This is a genomic window from Neobacillus dielmonensis (assembly GCF_000612665.1).
GTDB lineage: Bacteria > Bacillota > Bacilli > Bacillales > Cytobacillaceae > Neobacillus > Neobacillus dielmonensis.
Window position 1 is genome coordinate 36,319 of sequence record NZ_HG942054.1, and the last position, 15,310, is coordinate 51,628.

Below are 15,310 nucleotides of genomic sequence, written 5' to 3' on the forward strand. Positions count from 1 at the left end.
TGTTAAGCCCTTTGCTGTTTTTTCCCGGCCATAATCGAGATCCGTTTTACAGCTTCCTCTGAAGTCAGACCTACTTCTTCAAGGAGTGAAGCCACATCTCCATGTTCGATAAATTGATCCGGTATACCCATTCTGTCAATTTGCGTGTGATAATATCCCTGACTATGGGCATACTCAAGAACGGCACTGCCAAACCCACCTTGTAAGATAGCCTCCTCTATCGTGAGGATTGGAATATTCATATCTAAAATTTTTATCAGCATGGTTTCATCCATAGGTTTAATAAACCGGGCATTTACAACCTGTACCGAAATCCCTTGTTTTTCGAGCTGCATGGCAGCTTCCATTGCCATAGGTATAGTGGTACCAAAGGTTAAAATAGCAGCATCATAACCTTCTTTCAAAACCTCCCAAGACCCGATAGGAATGGCTTTTAAATTCTCGTCTAATGGCACACCGATTCCGTTACCGCGCGGAAATCTCATGGCAATTGGCCCGTCATCGTAATTTAGAGCCGTATAAACCATATGCTGGCCTTCATTTTCATCCTTCGGCATCATTAACACAATATTAGGAATATGTCTTAAAAACGCGATATCGAAAACTCCTTGGTGGGTCTCTCCATCTGCACCAACTAATCCTGCACGGTCAATGCCAATAAAGACATTTAAGTTTTGCCGGCAGATATCATGCACAACCTGGTCGTAAGCCCGCTGCAGAAAGGTGGAGTAAATCGCCAGAAACGGCTTCATATCCTGAGTTGCAAGGCCTGCAGCAACAGTTGCTGCATGCTGTTCTGCGATCCCTACATCATACATACGATCCGGGAATTCATGGGCAAATCCCTCCAGTTTAGAACCGACAGGCATTGCCGGTGTGATCGCTACTACTCGGTCATCTTCACGAGCAATTCGCCTAACGGTCTCACTTACCAAACTGCTCCAAGCTGGTGGTTGTTTTTTGCTAGGTTTCACAAAATCCCCAGTATCCATTTTATATGGACCTGTTCCATGCCAAGTCCCTACTTTATCAGTTTCTGCTGGTTTAAACCCTTTGCCCTTTTTAGTTAGAACGTGAAGGAGAACCGGTCCTTCGGTTTTCTTGGCATAAGCGAGATTCTCAAATAATGCTTCAAAATTATGGCCATCAATTGGACCTAAATAGGTAAAGCCCAATTCTTCGAAAAACATGCCGGATACAAATAGATATTTCAGACTGTCTTTGATCCTCTCTGCAGTAGCAGCCAATTTCCCGCCTACAGCAGGAACCTTTTTCAATAGGACTTCAAGTTCATCCTTTACCCATTGGTACTTACCAGCTGTCCGCAATTGTCCAAGTATATTATGCAAGGCACCTACATTAGGCGCAATTGACATTTCATTGTCATTTAAAATGACAATCATATCTTTCTTTTCATGTCCAATATGATTCAACGCTTCCAGCGCCATACCGCCGGTTAACGCCCCATCACCAATCACCGGTACCACATAATGCTTTTCTTTTTTTAAATCTCTAGCAATTGCCATACCCATGGCTGCTGATAAGGAGGTAGAACTATGTCCGGTCTCCCAAACATCATGAGCACTTTCCACCCTCTTTGGAAAACCACACAAACCTTTAAACTGTCGTAGTGTATCAAATTCTGCAGCTCTTCCTGTTAGAATTTTATGGACATAAGACTGATGTCCGACATCCCAAATGAGTTTATCTTTTGGACTATCGAAGCATTTATGTAAGGCAATCGTTAATTCCACTACCCCCAAATTCGGTCCAATATGGCCGCCGGTAACCGAAAGCTTTTCGATAAGAAAACGGCGGATGTCTCTGCTTAATACCTCCAACTCGGCGTTTGACATTCCTTTAAGAAAGGAAGGGTCTTTTATTGATAATAGATCCATATCTGGATCACTCACTTTCGTAACTTTTTCTTCTCTAGCGGCAATTTAAAAATAAGCCGCTAACACGGACGTGATAACGGCATTGTTCACGGTTTCTAGATTTCAACTCATTATAACATACTAATTATATTGCCTCAAATAACTGTTTTTTAACGATCCCGTGAAGCAACTAAATCCGTCAGTTCCATTAGAAGGGTTGTGTTTAATCCCGTCTTTTGAAGACTTTCCTTGGCGTTCATAATTTGCTGCTTTAAAGCATCCTTGGCACCTTCCAATGTCAATAATCTAGGATAAGTGCTTTTGTGATTTGCTGTATCGCTTCCTACAGGTTTACCGATCACTTGCTGATTGCCCACCAAGTCAAGAATATCATCCTTGATTTGAAAGGCAAGACCCAGGTGATGAGCAAATTTCCGGAGATAGTCAAGTACTGCCTGGTCAGCCAAGGCCAAAATCGCACCGGCTTGGACACTATAACCCAACAGCTTACCTGTTTTATGGATATGGATATACTCAAGTTCCTCAAGGGTAAGTTCCTGGTTTTCTCCTTCCATATCAGCCACCTGACCGCCAACCATTCCTTCGGCACCGGCAGCCTTGGCCATTTCGAGCATCAATTTAAGTTTAGTTTCAGCAGTGGCAAATTCAACAGGTGTATTTCCTATCACTTCGAAACTGTAGGTTAACAGTGCATCTCCTGCTAAAGTAGCTACAGCATCTCCGAATACAATATGATTGGTTGGCTTTCCTCTTCTTAAGTCATCATTGTCCATACTGGGCAGGTCATCATGGATGAGCGAATAGGTATGAATCATTTCGATCGCTGCTGCCGCCCACAGCCCATTTTTTGGATTAACGTCAAAAGCATCAAGGGTAGCAAATAAAAGCAAAGGCCGTATCCTCTTCCCGCCGGCTTCTAAAGAATAAATCATCGAGTCCTTAAGGATTGGTGGAGCATCTAGCTGTTCTACTAACCTGCGGAGTTCATTATCCAGCAGATTTTTATATTCTCGAGCAAATGAATCTAACCTGGTTTCCACCACTAATCCTCCTCATCGATTGAAAAACTCTCAGTACTTCCATCCTCTGTAATGATTTGAGTTAATTGTTCCTCAACACTTTTTAATTTATCATGACATAGTTTTGATAGTTCCATGCCCTCTTTGTAAATACTAATGGCCTCTTCCAAAGGAACATCTCCTTCTTCAAGCTTTTCTACAATCCGTTCCAGTTTTGTCATCGCTTCTTCAAAAGATAAATTATTTTCCGATGGCATTTTTATCGCCCCCCTCTATGGTCTCTACTTTACAGTATACCTGCCCATCATTTAATTGTATTTGAACTTGTTCGTCTGGTTTCACTTGCGTTACACTTTTTAAAATCTGATTGTTTTTCGTATAAGCCAAACTAAAGCCTCGTTCCATGATTCTCAACGGGCTCAAAGCTTGAAGAGTAGCAAGTATTTTGTCAAAATCAGTTTGTTTTTTAGTTACTGTTTGTTGAAGTGCCCGGTTCATGTCTCTATCCATTCTTTCAAACTTGTGTTTAGCTTCGGTTAAAACCTGTCGGGGATGGTTCCGCGTGAACCGTTTATTAAGGGAATCGTGCTGTTCCTTTTTTCCCGTAATTAATCGCGACGTATTTCGTACGAGCATTTCAGTAAGCTTGTCAGTCTGTTCTAGCTTTTGCTCATATAATCGTTTCGGGTAGCGGAAGGCATACGACCTTTGAACCCGATTCAGACGCTCTGTTTCAAATCGGAATCTTTCCCTTATGGATCGCATGAGTCTCGTCTGCCGCTGTAATACACGGTCCATTAATTCTTCAATGTGTGGGACAGCCAGTTCCGCAGCACCCGTAGGGGTTGGTGCTCTAAGGTCTGCAACAAAATCCGCTATGGTAAAATCCGTTTCATGACCGACAGCGGAGATAACCGGAATCCTTGATTGATAAATCGCTCGGGCGACAAGTTCCTCATTGAAAGCCCATAATTCTTCAATAGAGCCACCACCCCGGCCAACGATTAATACGTCAATCTCCCCCATCGCATTGGCCTTTTCAATAGCTTTGGCAATCGACGGAGCAGCTTGTTCACCTTGGACTAGAGCAGGCAAAACAAGAATCCTTCCAATCGGATATCGTCTTTTAATCGTTGTAATAATGTCCCTAATTGCAGCTCCTGTCGGTGAAGTGATGACCCCGATCGTGTTTGGAAATAACGGCAATGGCTTTTTATTTTGAGCTGCAAACAAACCTTCGGTTTCCAGTCTTTGTTTTAATTGTTCATATGCTAAAAATAATTCGCCAACGCCATCTGGCTGCATGGCTTTGACATAGATTTGATACTGTCCGCTTGGTTCAAATACCGTGATATCGCCTTTCACAATGACTTTCATTCCATTTTCAGGAATAAACTTCATGTGCCTGGTATTACTAGAAAACATTACGGCCAAGATACGGGCCTTTTCATCCTTTAAGGTAAAATACATGTGACCGCTTGAATGCTGTTTAAAGTTTGAAATTTCTCCACGGACATGGATATCACGCAAATGCGGGTCAGCATCAAATTTTCGTTTTATGTATTTAGTTAACGCATTCACAGTTAGGTATTGTTGTTCCTGCATAACGGCTCCTTCATAAAAGAGAGAATAAAAACTGTCCTTATCCATTATAGTATCAGCCAATGAATTTGTCCGCAAAATGACCGGCTGATTACCATTATAAGATAAGGACAATTTTAATTACTCACTATCGGTCTAAACTTTGTGACGCAGATTTTAAGGTATTATACATCAGCATGGTAATTGTCATTGGGCCAACTCCCTTAGGCACTGGGGTAATATACCCAGCCTTCTCGCTCACCTCATCAAATTTCACATCACCGCAAAGTTTCCCTGCTTCGTTGCGATTGATTCCTACATCAATCACGACTGCCCCTTCTTTAATATGGTCGGCCGTAATAAAATTAGCGATTCCAACGGCTGCTACCACAATATCAGCCTGCTTAGTATGTAACTTCAAATCTTTGGTCCTGGAGTGACAATAAGTAACTGTTGCATTTTGGTTTAAAAATAATTGTCCAACTGGTTTGCCAACAATATTACTTCTTCCCACGACAACGACATGTTTGCCTTCAATGTTGATCCCCGTCTCCTCAAGCAGCACCATAATTCCATATGGCGTACAAGGCAAGAAGGCATCTTGTCCTGTCATCATTCTCCCAATATTAATGGGGTGGAAGCCATCAACATCTTTTAAAGGTGATATAGTTTCAATTACCTTACTTTCTTTAATATGGTTAGGAAGCGGAAGCTGTACCAAAATCCCATGGATCGCGGGGTCATTGTTTAATTCTAGAATCTTATCAAGTAATTTATCCTCAGCCACATCTTCATCTAGTTCAATCAGCAAAGAATTCATGCCAAGTTCTTGGCAAGTTTTTTCTTTATTGCGGACATATGTCCTAGAGGCATCGTTGTTGCCTACCAGAATAACAGCCAACCCTGGGGTAACACCCTTTTTCTTTAAGTCCTTCACCTTTTCTGCAATTTCTATTCGTTTTTTAGCGGCAATTTCTTTTCCATTAATCAACACTGCAGTCATTTTTTCTCCCCCTTGCCCTTTCCTGCACCTTAAATTTTTTCATTAGCTAAGCTGTTGTTTCACTTTTGAAAGCACGCCATTAATAAATTTGCTTGATTGATCATCTCCATAGACTTTGGCAATTTCAATTGCTTCGTCTAAAACCACATTCCCTGGGACTTCATCAAGTAAATACTTTAATTCATAAGCGGCGATTCTCAGAATGTTCCGGTCTACAGGTGCCAAACGATCCATCGACCATTTTTCAAGGTTTTTACCAATAAGCGGGTCTATTTCAGACATATGTTCAACCACACCGAAAACAAGCTTTGATAGGTATTCATCACCTGCTTGTCCATCCAATACATGATGAAGTGCTTCTGATGGTTCACTGTTGCTGACATCAATTTGAAATAGTGCTTGCAATGCTTTTTCCCTGGCTGTTCGTCTTTTCATTATACTTATATCTCCTTTAACCATTTCAACTAGTTTTGCCCATTTATATACATTATTTAGTATTAAACAAATAGAAAACCTTACACATAAAAAGATAATAGCATAACTAACAGGGATTCGCACTGTTTAGAAATGATTGTTTCAATAGAAAAACCAAAGGTTGACCCTTTGGTTTTTAAAATTAGACTTCTTCCTCGATGGCAGGTTCTTGCTTTTGATTTTCAAATTGAACGCCAACGACATGGATATTAACTTCCTCAGCCTCTAAAGCTGTCATGTTTAGTAAAGCCTGACGAATATTTTCTTGTATTTTTCCAGCAACTGTAGGAATGGAAATGCCAAATTTAATTAAACAGTACACATCAATTTTTATGCCAGTTTCAGATAGCTCTACCTTCACACCTTTGCCATGGTTTTTCCTACCTAACCGCTCCACTACTCCTGTGGCGAAGTTACCGCGCATCCCTGACACGCCTTCCACCTCAGATGCTGCAATGCCTGCAATTACTTCGATGACTTCGGGTGCGATCTCAATCTTGCCCAGGCCATCATTATCCTGTTCCATCTCTAAAATATTAAACTCACTCATCCCAAACACCTCCAATTATTATACAGTTTTCATTACATCATATATTTCCAGGAATTTTGTATTAAATGCCCCTTCAACAAATTTTTCATGTTCAAGTAACTTTAAATGAAACGGAATGGTGGTGTGAATGCCTTCTACCACAAATTCACTCAGTGCACGCTTCATTCTGGCAATTGCCTCATCCCTGGTACTGCCATATGCGATCACTTTGGCAATCATGGAATCATAATAAGGTGGAATGGTGTAACCAGGATATGCTGCAGAATCAATTCGGACTCCAAGTCCACCTGGCGGCAAGTACATTTTAATTTTCCCTGCTGATGGGAGAAAGTTTTTCTCCGGATTTTCAGCATTAATCCGGCATTCTATTGCCCATCCCGTGAACGTGACGTCTTGTTGGGTCAATGAAAGCTTTTCCCCATTAGCTACCCGAATCTGTTCCTTAATTAAATCCACCCCAGTGACAAGCTCCGTAACGGGGTGCTCCACCTGAATCCGAGTATTCATTTCCATAAAATAAAATTTACGGTTGCGGTAATCATATATAAATTCTACTGTTCCAGCACCAGAATAATCAACTGCTTTTGCAGCCTTTACAGCGGCATTTCCCATTTCAGTACGAATTTCTCCATCTAATGCTGGCGAAGGTGATTCCTCTAGAAGCTTTTGGAGACGACGCTGGATGGAACAATCCCTCTCGCCTAGATGAATGGTATTTCCATAATTATCAGCGAGAATTTGGATTTCAACATGCCGAAAATCCTCTATATATTTTTCCAGATAGACGCCTGAATTACCGAAAGCTGTTAATGCTTCCTGCTGAGTAATATTAATGCCTTTAATTAATTCTTGTTCGTTTCTTGCAACACGAATTCCTTTTCCGCCGCCGCCAGCAGTGGCCTTTATGATAACTGGATACTCAATTTTGTTCGCCAATTCAATTGCTTCATCAACATCACTGATAATTCCTTGAGATCCAGGTACAATTGGAACGCCTGCTTCTCTCATCGTTTCTCTGGCAATATCCTTGGTTCCCATTTTGTTTATGGCTTCTGGACTTGGTCCGACAAAGGTAATACTGCATTCACGGCAAAGTTCAGCAAAATCGGCATTTTCAGCTAAGAAACCATAACCCGGGTGAATGGCGTCGCAACCTGTCAACTTGGCCACACTGATGATATTGGCCACGTTTAAGTAACTGTCTTTTGAAGATGTTGGTCCAATACAATAGGCTTCATCAGCCAGTTGAACATGCAATGCCTCACGATCTGCCTCAGAAAATACAGCCACCGACTCGATTCCCATATCTCGGCAAGCCCTAATGATTCTGACTGCAATTTCTCCTCTATTTGCAATTAACAGTTTTCTTATCATCCTGTTACGCTCCTAACTTAAGGTCTTACCAAAAATAATGGCTGGCCATATTCTACTAGCTGTCCATTTTTCACCAAAACTTCTACAATTTCTCCATCCACTTCAGCTTCAATTTCATTGAATAATTTCATAGCCTCGACGATACAGACTACGGTATCCTTTGATACCTTTGAACCTGGTTTTACGTACAAATCAGCATCTGGACTTGGGGAAGCATAAAAAGTGCCCACCATAGGTGAAGTGATTTTATGTAAGTTTTCTACAGAAACTGATTCTTTGTTTGCTTGTTCTTGTGCGGGCTCCTGTACAGAAACTGGTGCCGCCTGCTCATTAACGGCAACAGGTGGTACCTGAAGTGCAGCAGGGACTTGAGGTGCTTGGACAACAGGCTGTAGCGTTGCCACTGTGGCTGTTCCAGTCTTTTTCATTTTAATTTTCGAGCCTTCATTTTCATATACAAACTCATCAATGCTTGATTGGTCTACTAGTTTAATTAATTCACGAATTTCTTGTATTTTCAGCATGAAGATACACCCCTTGTGCTTTTAAATTTTCATTTCATTACCATTCACCATCTAAACTTTTAACTCATTAGTAGTGCAACTGCGACTTTGTCTTAACCTTAAGGGTTCATTAGCCGGCGAGTATTATTCATGACTAGCTACTAATACTATACGATAATATCTCCTATTAGTTCAATAAGCTATTTTTCGTAATATGGAGAAACTCCCCTTCTTTCATCATAATATTTTCTGGTAAAAATGTGAAATATGATGTCCATTTATAACTATTAAAAGTTTATTTTTTCCTTTTTAACGTAAATTAAACAAAGGAAAGCCATTCAGCTCTCCTTTGTACACTTTAACAATGCGTTCTGTTTTTTCATTACTTATTTAGAAGGCTGAAAAGTAACAGCGACAAAATTCGTTTCTCCTATTTCTTTCTTTACTTCAAGAATAATCTTGTTAGCCTCAGAAGCAGAAGGTTTATTTTTGGATTTTACTGTGACATTCACTTTCTCCCCATCTGCTCTGACAAGGACATCCTCATAGCCCATTGTCTTGATGAAAGACTCCAGCATTTCTTCCTTTTGCGCAGTCTCAGTCAGCTTTTCCATTTGGTCTTTGGCTTTGCTTCGCTCGTCTGCTGGAAGATTGGTGGATGCAACAATATTTGTTAACTGCTCTTGCTGCTTGCTGCGAGATTCCTCAAGAGCCATGCGCAGTTTTTCAAATTCAGCATCTCCGGCAATGGTAGAAACAATAGTCTTATCATCCTTGGCTTCGGTGTTCGTTTTTGTTTTAGTTTTCGCTTCATCCTTGGCTTCCTGCTTCACTTGTGCAACGTCATTTGTTTTTTGTTCTGGGGAAGTAATGTAATAGACGGATAGGACAACTACAAGACTTAACATTGTTAATAACCAAACTGTTTGTTTTTTTAATAGCATGATTAAAATCCTCCTTTTATTTTTTGCTCTATTAATTTGGCTGTTGATTTCTGCTCCCGGCGCTTAAGCGTTCCCGCTGGCGGGCCCGGGAGCCTCCAACTCCCGGAGGAGTCGAGCACCTTCCGCTCCAATCAACAGAGTTAAAAAAATTTGACAGAGCCTATTTTTTAGGGAATACCCCAACCCGATGGCTAGGTACTCCTAAGACTTTGGTTACAGCTTCTACAATCCATTTTTTTACTTGGATATTTTCTGCACCCTTGGCTACAACCATGACGCCGCGTATGTCAGGCTTTTTGGTTTCTACTACAATCGGAACCTCTTTTTCTCCATTTCGAATGATAACAACCTGTTCATCGGTTGAGATATCTTGTACCTTTCTTTGCCCGCCTTCCCGGTCAGTTTCCTCGGTTGTCTGTTCCTTTGTCACTTGATTTTTTTCGAGAACTTTACGAGCGGTTGAATCAATTGTAACCACCACTGTTACATCCTTTACACCTAAGACTTCTTGGAGGGCCTTCTCTAACTGTGTCTCATACTTTTCTTCATAGTCTTCAATTGCCTGATTACTAGAACTTTTTTTCACCCCGAAGGCAGGAACATCCTCGCCTGGTTCTGTTTGATTTGTACTTGCCTGTTTGTTTGCTTCAGTACTGCCTCCTGGTGTCAGGACTACATTGCCCACAATCATAAAGGCTGCACCAATACAAAGGACAAGCACCATATATTGATATTTGCTTGGTTTTTTTCCTGGTTTATCTTCGCTAGTTTCGTTGTCAAGTTTTAGGAGTTTTTTGAACCATGAAAACGGTCCATGATTATTACTCATTTTTGTTTTGGATCCCCCCTTCTATCGATACTTCAATTGTTTCTTTGGATACATCCCATTTTTTTGCTAGAAATGCAGCAACTTTATCTGTTTCATCTGATGCTTTTTGAGATGGAAGAGGTGTTTCAGTGTTTATTTGTATTGGTTTAATTGCTTCCACTACCTTACTGTCTGTATCCGGCTGTTTTAATTGAATCATTACCTTTTGGAGGTTATCTGGAAATGCTTTGTCCCCTTGTTCATTCCTTTCAATATCGATTTTTGCTATCTCCAATCCGTATTTCTCCATCAACTCCTCTTTAACTCCGCTTTTCAGCTGAACAGCCGTTTCTTCTAAAATATATGCATCTTGGGAGGCTTGTATTTCTTTTTTCTTCAAATCTATTAAATTTTTCATATTTTTTTCTTCAGAAGTTCCAACAGATGGAATCGCTGCAATCGTTGATTCAAAATCCTTAGAGATGACTTTTAAAATCGGGGTGAGAATAATCGCAATCAATAGTAACCCTGTTACCATTTTTGTGTATTTTTGAAAGCCTGAATTGGGAAGGAGCATATCTATAACGGTTGCTAGCAGAATAAAGAGAATGATGCTGGTTACCCACTCTTTTAAAAATTCCATTTTAATTACGCACCCCCTATCTCATCATCATGGTTAAATTTCCAGCGGCCACAATTACCGTGATGCTTAAAAAGAACATAAGGGAAACAATGCTTAATGCCGCAAAAACATAAATTACACTTTTGCTGATAATATCCAAGCAGGTAATGATTGGCCCCCCGCCTAATGGCTGCAGGATGGCGGCTGCAAACTTATAAATAAAAGAGATCATTAAGATTTTAAGAGCCGGGAATGCAACAATTAACAACAGAATCGCCACACCGGCAATACCAACGGTGTTTTTTAACAAAACAGAGGCACTGACAACCGTATCAGTGGCATCGGTAAACATTCTCCCAATAACCGGGATAAAATTCCCTGTGATAAACTTGGCAGTTCGGATCGCAATTCCATCCGTAACGGCTGCTGACACCCCCTGTACAGATATAACCCCTAAAAATATCGTTAAAAATAAACCCATTAAGCCAATACTCCAATTTCGCAACAATCCAGCCAATTGTGTAACCTTATACTGTTCCGATATGGTGCTGACAACGCTGAGTAAGGTGCCTAAAAAAAGCAGCGGAAGGATAATATATTGCATAAACATCCCGCTTATATTCATTAAAAACAGGATAACCGGATGGAAAAAGGCTGCTGAAACAAGCCCGCCAGAAGCAGCCATTAAGGCAAGTAAAATCGGAATCAGAGCAAGCACGAATGAAATCATCGTTTCAATCGCTTCGGTGGTATAGGTGATAGCAATATGGAAGCTATTGAGTGCAAGTATCATCAAAACCATATAAACGATGGCATAGGCAACCTTGCTAATATTGCTTTTCTCAAAAGCGTTTTGCATCGACTGCAGGAACATGCTGAAAACAGCCAACATAATTAAGGTTCCAAGTAGTTTTCCATTTGCAGTAAATTCATGAAAGATAAATTTTAAAAATCCTTGCCCCCACTGTTTAAACGAGAAGTCTTTCTCCCCTTTAATAAAATCATATAGACTCCCCTTTTGGCTTTCCGGCAAAAAGCCGCCATATTTATCGGTAATATCTTCCCAAAACTTTGTCAGTTCAGATAAATCCAATGTGTCCAGCTGAGCATCAACCAGTTCCTGAGGTGAGTGAGGAGTGGTGGTATCTTCCGTATTTTCAATGGCTTGTACACCTGACGGTAAAAAAAGTAGATAGAAAATAATAATTATTGGAATAAACTGCAGCCTCTGCTTCAATGAATACACCTCTTTAGGAACGTAAGCGCTCCTGCTCCCGCCAATTGGACTGAGCGCTCCGTTTGCTTTATCCTTCAGTCCTGGATTTAACTTGGAATCAACTTGATTATGGTCTCAATTAACACGGTCAAAATTGGTATTGCCATTGCTAGAATGATAATCTTCCCTGCTAATTCAATTTTTGAAGCAATGGCTCCTTGTCCAGCATCTTTGGTAATCTGGACTGCAAATTCAGCAATATAAGCAATGCCAATAATTTTAAGAATTGTTTCCACATATACCATATTTACCTTGGCATTTAACGCAAGGCGTTCGAGCATGTGGATGATCTCATAGATCTTATCTACCAAAAAAAGAAAGATGGAACAGCCGACAAACACAATTAACAGGAAGGCAAGGTTAGGTTTTTGCTCTTTAACAATTAAAGATAGAAAAGTAGCGATCAGCGCGATGCCGACTATTTTAAGAATTTCAATCGCAAAGCCCTCCCTTCTATTGGAACAAAAACACCGATTTTATTTTTTGGAACAAATCATTCACAATGGATGCCACTTGAAACAAAATGTAGATAAATCCAAACAGTGTTACCCACTGGGCGTACTCTTTTTTACCTACCTGATCTAAGACGGTATGCAGAAATGCCACTACAATGCCTACTCCGGCTATCTTAAAAATAATATCCACTTCTAAACCCATTGCTTTTCCCCCTAAAATAGTAGAATAATCAACAGCAAGCCTGACAAAAATCCCAGACTCTTGACCATTTTTTCATATTTTGCTTGTGCTTGGACAGCGTTAGCTTCTTCTCTTTCTAAATGGGTAAGAGTCAGCATAATCTGCTTTTGTTGGGAAAAGCGATCATGGCGTCCTAGGGTTTCTCCAAATTGCTTCATAATCTCAAATTCTGCATTTTTGAGAGCCGTGGCACCCCATACTTCCTTTAAGCTGGTTTGCCATGCTTCTTTAACGGTCGTTTCCGTATCCATTAATTTCTGAGAAAAGGTCCCAAAGAAAGTGGATAGCGGCTTTGACAACTGTTCTGCCAACCTCCTTGATGCCTCATGCAAAGGGGTGTGCCCATACATGATTTCAGCCTCAAGTGATTGCAATGCGCTCCTTAAAGCCCGTAACTGTTTGGGCCGATCACTAAAGTGCCTGGAAGCCTCGAATCCTGTCAATGTTGTCGCAACAATAATAAATATGGCGCCAATTAATTTAACCATTTATGTCACGCTCACTTTTTGCTTCAATTCTCTTCCAGACTCATCCAGTATATGAGTAATGGTTCCGGGACCAGCACTTCTATTAAGGACAATAAACCGCTGAAATATCTTTTGGTCGATAATTTGTTTTAGAGTAGGTCTCCCCGTTATCTCTTGCAGGCTCGTCCCGTGAGTTGTCATGACCAGTTTGATTCCGGCATGAACTGCCTCGAGTATTGCCTCCGTATCTTCCCAGCGTCCAATTTCATCCACAATTAACACCTCAGGGCTCATAGAGCGGATCATCATCATCATTCCCTCGGCTTTTGGACATGCATCTAGTACATCTAAGCGATGACCAAATGATAATTGTGGAACCCCATTGACACATCCAGCAATCTCACTTCGTTCATCAACAATGCCCACCTTGCTGGCAGGAATGTTTCTCTCCCCAGTTGAAATGATCCTGGCAATGTCACGAAGCAAGGTGGTTTTTCCCGTTTGCGGTGCCCCAATTACCATGGTATTCTGCCAGTTCCCCTTAAATATAAAGGGGATAACAGTGTTGGCGATGCCGATTTTTTCTCTAGCAACCCGAATGTTAAACGAAGAAACATCTCTAATCGCCTTTACCCTGCCTTCCTCTAAAATGACCTTACCGGCAAGACCGATTCGATGCCCTCCTGAAACGGTGATATACCCACGCTTAAGCTCCTCTTCTAGGGTATAAATGGAGTAGCTGCTGATTTTATTTAACAGATGAAAGGCATCTTCCGGCTGAATGATATACGATAAAAAGTACGGCGTACCCTTTAACGACAATTCCATTGGACGATGAATCCTTATTCTAATTTCTTCTAATTCTTCGAGCTGTTTAGGAGGGATTTGTTTTATTTGTTCTACAATGTTTTTTGGCAAAAAGCTTAGAATCGTTTCCAAAATGGCTACCTCCTTTATTGCATTGGTTTCCTGATTTTCTAGTATCTCGCTATTTAAAATGTATGCCTGCTTGGCCACATTATGACTAGCAATTCACCCTATTCTTTTCTTCTATTTAATTCATTTAAAAACAAGGCTCTGTTAAATTTGGCTGTTGATTGCAGCGAAAGAAGCTCAGCGAACCCGCGGGCGTGCCGGGTACTCCCGCAGGACACTGAAAGTCACCCTCGAATCTACCCACGAAGAAAATGCGATAGCACAAGGAAAGCTTCCATAAACTTTTTTCGCACGAAATTATGCGAAAGCATAATGGAGGATTTTCGAGGAGTCGAGCGCCTTCCGCTCCAATTGACAGAGTTAAAAAATTTAACAGTATCGTTTAACAGAGCCAAGAACAAAAAAGAGGATTGAATCATTTAAATGATTCAATCCTCTTTTTATATTAATTATCATATTTTTTAGCCCAGTTGTATAACTGCATTTCAGTGACGGGGCCATTATAATGTTCTCTGATGATCCCCTGCTTATCAATAACAAAGGTTTCGGGTTGTCCCGTTACATTAAATTGTTTTGAAACTTTTGCATTATAGTCAAATAAATAGGTCATTCCCTCCTTGTTGTTTTCAGAGACTTTTTTAATGCGGTCAACGGTTTCACCACGGTTGATCATTAATAAAGGATATTTAATTCCATAATCCTTTTGAAATGCCGCCAGTTCAGGAAATTCCTCCTTACATGGAGCACACCAGCTTGCAAAGTAGTTCAATATCACCACTTTGCCTTTAAAATCCTCAAGTTGGGTTGTTGTACCATTATAATTAGGCAGCACGAAAGAATATGCCTGATCCCCCACATCTGTGTGTTTTCCTTTTGTGACCAGGCTATATCCAAAAAACCCAAACATGCTAATTACTAAAACTAACACGAATAATTTAATAATCGGTTTTTTCATCGTAACGCCTCCATACGATCCTGGGGTGTTGTACAATACAGGCTGACTTCCTTGTCAGCCTTATTGGTTCTATTTCTCCAATTGCTTTAAAAATTCAATATCCTTCTTGAGCTTGCTTTGTTTTCTGTCCAAAATGAAAAGATAGCCAAAAATAACCACCCAAGCTACTGTATAGGCCGCATACATATATTGATAAGTCATCTT

At 40.6% G+C, this 15,310-nt stretch carries 19 protein-coding genes; all 19 read right to left on the reverse strand.

Translation table 11 applies throughout. From position 1 onward, the window contains the following. Positions 1 to 2: 2 nt before the first annotated feature. Positions 3 to 1,898, reverse strand: a complete 1,896-nt coding sequence (gene dxs / locus BN2425_RS09510; RefSeq protein ID WP_042458220.1) for a 1-deoxy-D-xylulose-5-phosphate synthase — start codon at positions 1,896 to 1,898, stop codon at positions 3 to 5. A gap of 149 nt (positions 1,899 to 2,047) precedes the next feature. Next, the gene (locus tag BN2425_RS09515) at positions 2,048 to 2,938 is read right to left on the reverse strand and encodes a polyprenyl synthetase family protein (protein ID WP_042458223.1); all 891 of its coding nucleotides are present in this window, start codon (positions 2,936 to 2,938) and stop codon (positions 2,048 to 2,050) included. 2 nt (positions 2,939 to 2,940) lie between these two features. Continuing rightward, on the reverse strand, positions 2,941 to 3,174 hold the full coding sequence (locus BN2425_RS09520; protein ID WP_042458226.1) for an exodeoxyribonuclease VII small subunit: 234 nt from the start codon (positions 3,172 to 3,174) through the stop codon (positions 2,941 to 2,943). Next, a complete protein-coding gene (xseA, locus tag BN2425_RS09525; protein WP_042458429.1) occupies positions 3,158 to 4,522 on the reverse strand; it encodes an exodeoxyribonuclease VII large subunit in 1,365 nt (454 codons plus the stop codon). Before xseA ends, BN2425_RS09520 begins: the two co-directional genes overlap by 17 nt. A gap of 124 nt (positions 4,523 to 4,646) precedes the next feature. Beyond that, entirely contained in the window at positions 4,647 to 5,501 is an 855-nt protein-coding gene (folD, locus tag BN2425_RS09530) for a bifunctional methylenetetrahydrofolate dehydrogenase/methenyltetrahydrofolate cyclohydrolase FolD (RefSeq protein WP_042458230.1), read from the reverse strand. A gap of 42 nt (positions 5,502 to 5,543) precedes the next feature. After that, positions 5,544 to 5,936, reverse strand: a complete 393-nt coding sequence (gene nusB / locus BN2425_RS09535; RefSeq protein WP_042458233.1) for a transcription antitermination factor NusB — start codon at positions 5,934 to 5,936, stop codon at positions 5,544 to 5,546. A gap of 181 nt (positions 5,937 to 6,117) precedes the next feature. Then, on the reverse strand, positions 6,118 to 6,525 hold the full coding sequence (locus BN2425_RS09540; protein ID WP_042458236.1) for an Asp23/Gls24 family envelope stress response protein: 408 nt from the start codon (positions 6,523 to 6,525) through the stop codon (positions 6,118 to 6,120). A gap of 18 nt (positions 6,526 to 6,543) precedes the next feature. Further along, the gene (accC, locus tag BN2425_RS09545) at positions 6,544 to 7,899 is read right to left on the reverse strand and encodes an acetyl-CoA carboxylase biotin carboxylase subunit (protein WP_042458240.1); all 1,356 of its coding nucleotides are present in this window, start codon (positions 7,897 to 7,899) and stop codon (positions 6,544 to 6,546) included. A 17-nt stretch (positions 7,900 to 7,916) separates the two neighbouring features. Continuing rightward, the gene (gene accB / locus BN2425_RS09550) at positions 7,917 to 8,423 is read right to left on the reverse strand and encodes an acetyl-CoA carboxylase biotin carboxyl carrier protein (RefSeq protein ID WP_042458241.1); all 507 of its coding nucleotides are present in this window, start codon (positions 8,421 to 8,423) and stop codon (positions 7,917 to 7,919) included. A 365-nt stretch (positions 8,424 to 8,788) separates the two neighbouring features. Then, positions 8,789 to 9,346, reverse strand: coding sequence for a SpoIIIAH-like family protein (locus tag BN2425_RS09555; protein ID WP_042458244.1), 558 nt, complete (start codon positions 9,344 to 9,346; stop codon positions 8,789 to 8,791). Between the two features lie 160 nt (positions 9,347 to 9,506). Then, a complete protein-coding gene (gene spoIIIAG, locus BN2425_RS09560; protein ID WP_042458247.1) occupies positions 9,507 to 10,175 on the reverse strand; it encodes a stage III sporulation protein AG in 669 nt (222 codons plus the stop codon). Further along, positions 10,168 to 10,797, reverse strand: coding sequence for a stage III sporulation protein AF (spoIIIAF, locus tag BN2425_RS09565; RefSeq protein ID WP_042458250.1), 630 nt, complete (start codon positions 10,795 to 10,797; stop codon positions 10,168 to 10,170). The genes spoIIIAG and spoIIIAF overlap by 8 nt, the downstream gene beginning before the upstream one ends. A gap of 16 nt (positions 10,798 to 10,813) precedes the next feature. Then, on the reverse strand, positions 10,814 to 12,013 hold the full coding sequence (spoIIIAE, locus tag BN2425_RS09570; protein ID WP_074433035.1) for a stage III sporulation protein AE: 1,200 nt from the start codon (positions 12,011 to 12,013) through the stop codon (positions 10,814 to 10,816). Between the two features lie 86 nt (positions 12,014 to 12,099). Further along, the gene (spoIIIAD, locus tag BN2425_RS09575) at positions 12,100 to 12,489 is read right to left on the reverse strand and encodes a stage III sporulation protein AD (RefSeq protein WP_235714599.1); all 390 of its coding nucleotides are present in this window, start codon (positions 12,487 to 12,489) and stop codon (positions 12,100 to 12,102) included. A gap of 16 nt (positions 12,490 to 12,505) precedes the next feature. Beyond that, the gene (gene spoIIIAC, locus BN2425_RS09580; RefSeq protein ID WP_042458257.1) at positions 12,506 to 12,709 is read right to left on the reverse strand and encodes a stage III sporulation protein AC; all 204 of its coding nucleotides are present in this window, start codon (positions 12,707 to 12,709) and stop codon (positions 12,506 to 12,508) included. Positions 12,710 to 12,720: 11 nt separating this feature from the next. Beyond that, positions 12,721 to 13,236, reverse strand: a complete 516-nt coding sequence (gene spoIIIAB, locus BN2425_RS09585; RefSeq protein WP_042458259.1) for a stage III sporulation protein SpoIIIAB — start codon at positions 13,234 to 13,236, stop codon at positions 12,721 to 12,723. Beyond that, entirely contained in the window at positions 13,237 to 14,154 is a 918-nt protein-coding gene (gene spoIIIAA / locus BN2425_RS09590) for a stage III sporulation protein AA (RefSeq protein WP_042458262.1), read from the reverse strand. It abuts the gene before it with no gap. A gap of 442 nt (positions 14,155 to 14,596) precedes the next feature. Continuing rightward, the gene (locus tag BN2425_RS09595) at positions 14,597 to 15,106 is read right to left on the reverse strand and encodes a TlpA family protein disulfide reductase (protein ID WP_042458265.1); all 510 of its coding nucleotides are present in this window, start codon (positions 15,104 to 15,106) and stop codon (positions 14,597 to 14,599) included. A 69-nt stretch (positions 15,107 to 15,175) separates the two neighbouring features. After that, complete coding sequence (locus BN2425_RS09600) at positions 15,176 to 15,307, reverse strand: CcmD family protein (RefSeq protein WP_081798036.1); 132 nt, start codon at positions 15,305 to 15,307, stop codon at positions 15,176 to 15,178. Between the last annotated feature and the right edge of the window lie 3 nt (positions 15,308 to 15,310).

Coding starts and splice junctions, on each gene's coding strand:
- dxs (WP_042458220.1), bottom strand. CDS start 1,898: ATGGATCTATTATCAATAAAAGACCCTTCCTTTCTTAAAGGAATGTCA.
- spoIIIAC (WP_042458257.1), bottom strand. CDS start 12,709: ATGGGTTTAGAAGTGGATATTATTTTTAAGATAGCCGGAGTAGGCATT.
- xseA (WP_042458429.1), bottom strand. CDS start 4,522: ATGCAGGAACAACAATACCTAACTGTGAATGCGTTAACTAAATACATA.
- folD (WP_042458230.1), bottom strand. CDS start 5,501: ATGACTGCAGTGTTGATTAATGGAAAAGAAATTGCCGCTAAAAAACGA.
- accB (WP_042458241.1), bottom strand. CDS start 8,423: ATGCTGAAAATACAAGAAATTCGTGAATTAATTAAACTAGTAGACCAA.
- BN2425_RS09595 (WP_042458265.1), bottom strand. CDS start 15,106: ATGAAAAAACCGATTATTAAATTATTCGTGTTAGTTTTAGTAATTAGC.
- accC (WP_042458240.1), bottom strand. CDS start 7,899: ATGATAAGAAAACTGTTAATTGCAAATAGAGGAGAAATTGCAGTCAGA.
- spoIIIAF (WP_042458250.1), bottom strand. CDS start 10,797: ATGGAATTTTTAAAAGAGTGGGTAACCAGCATCATTCTCTTTATTCTG.
- BN2425_RS09540 (WP_042458236.1), bottom strand. CDS start 6,525: ATGAGTGAGTTTAATATTTTAGAGATGGAACAGGATAATGATGGCCTG.
- nusB (WP_042458233.1), bottom strand. CDS start 5,936: ATGAAAAGACGAACAGCCAGGGAAAAAGCATTGCAAGCACTATTTCAA.
- BN2425_RS09600 (WP_081798036.1), bottom strand. CDS start 15,307: ATGACTTATCAATATATGTATGCGGCCTATACAGTAGCTTGGGTGGTT.
- BN2425_RS09555 (WP_042458244.1), bottom strand. CDS start 9,346: ATGCTATTAAAAAAACAAACAGTTTGGTTATTAACAATGTTAAGTCTT.
- spoIIIAB (WP_042458259.1), bottom strand. CDS start 13,236: ATGGTTAAATTAATTGGCGCCATATTTATTATTGTTGCGACAACATTG.
- BN2425_RS09520 (WP_042458226.1), bottom strand. CDS start 3,174: ATGCCATCGGAAAATAATTTATCTTTTGAAGAAGCGATGACAAAACTG.
- spoIIIAG (WP_042458247.1), bottom strand. CDS start 10,175: ATGAGTAATAATCATGGACCGTTTTCATGGTTCAAAAAACTCCTAAAA.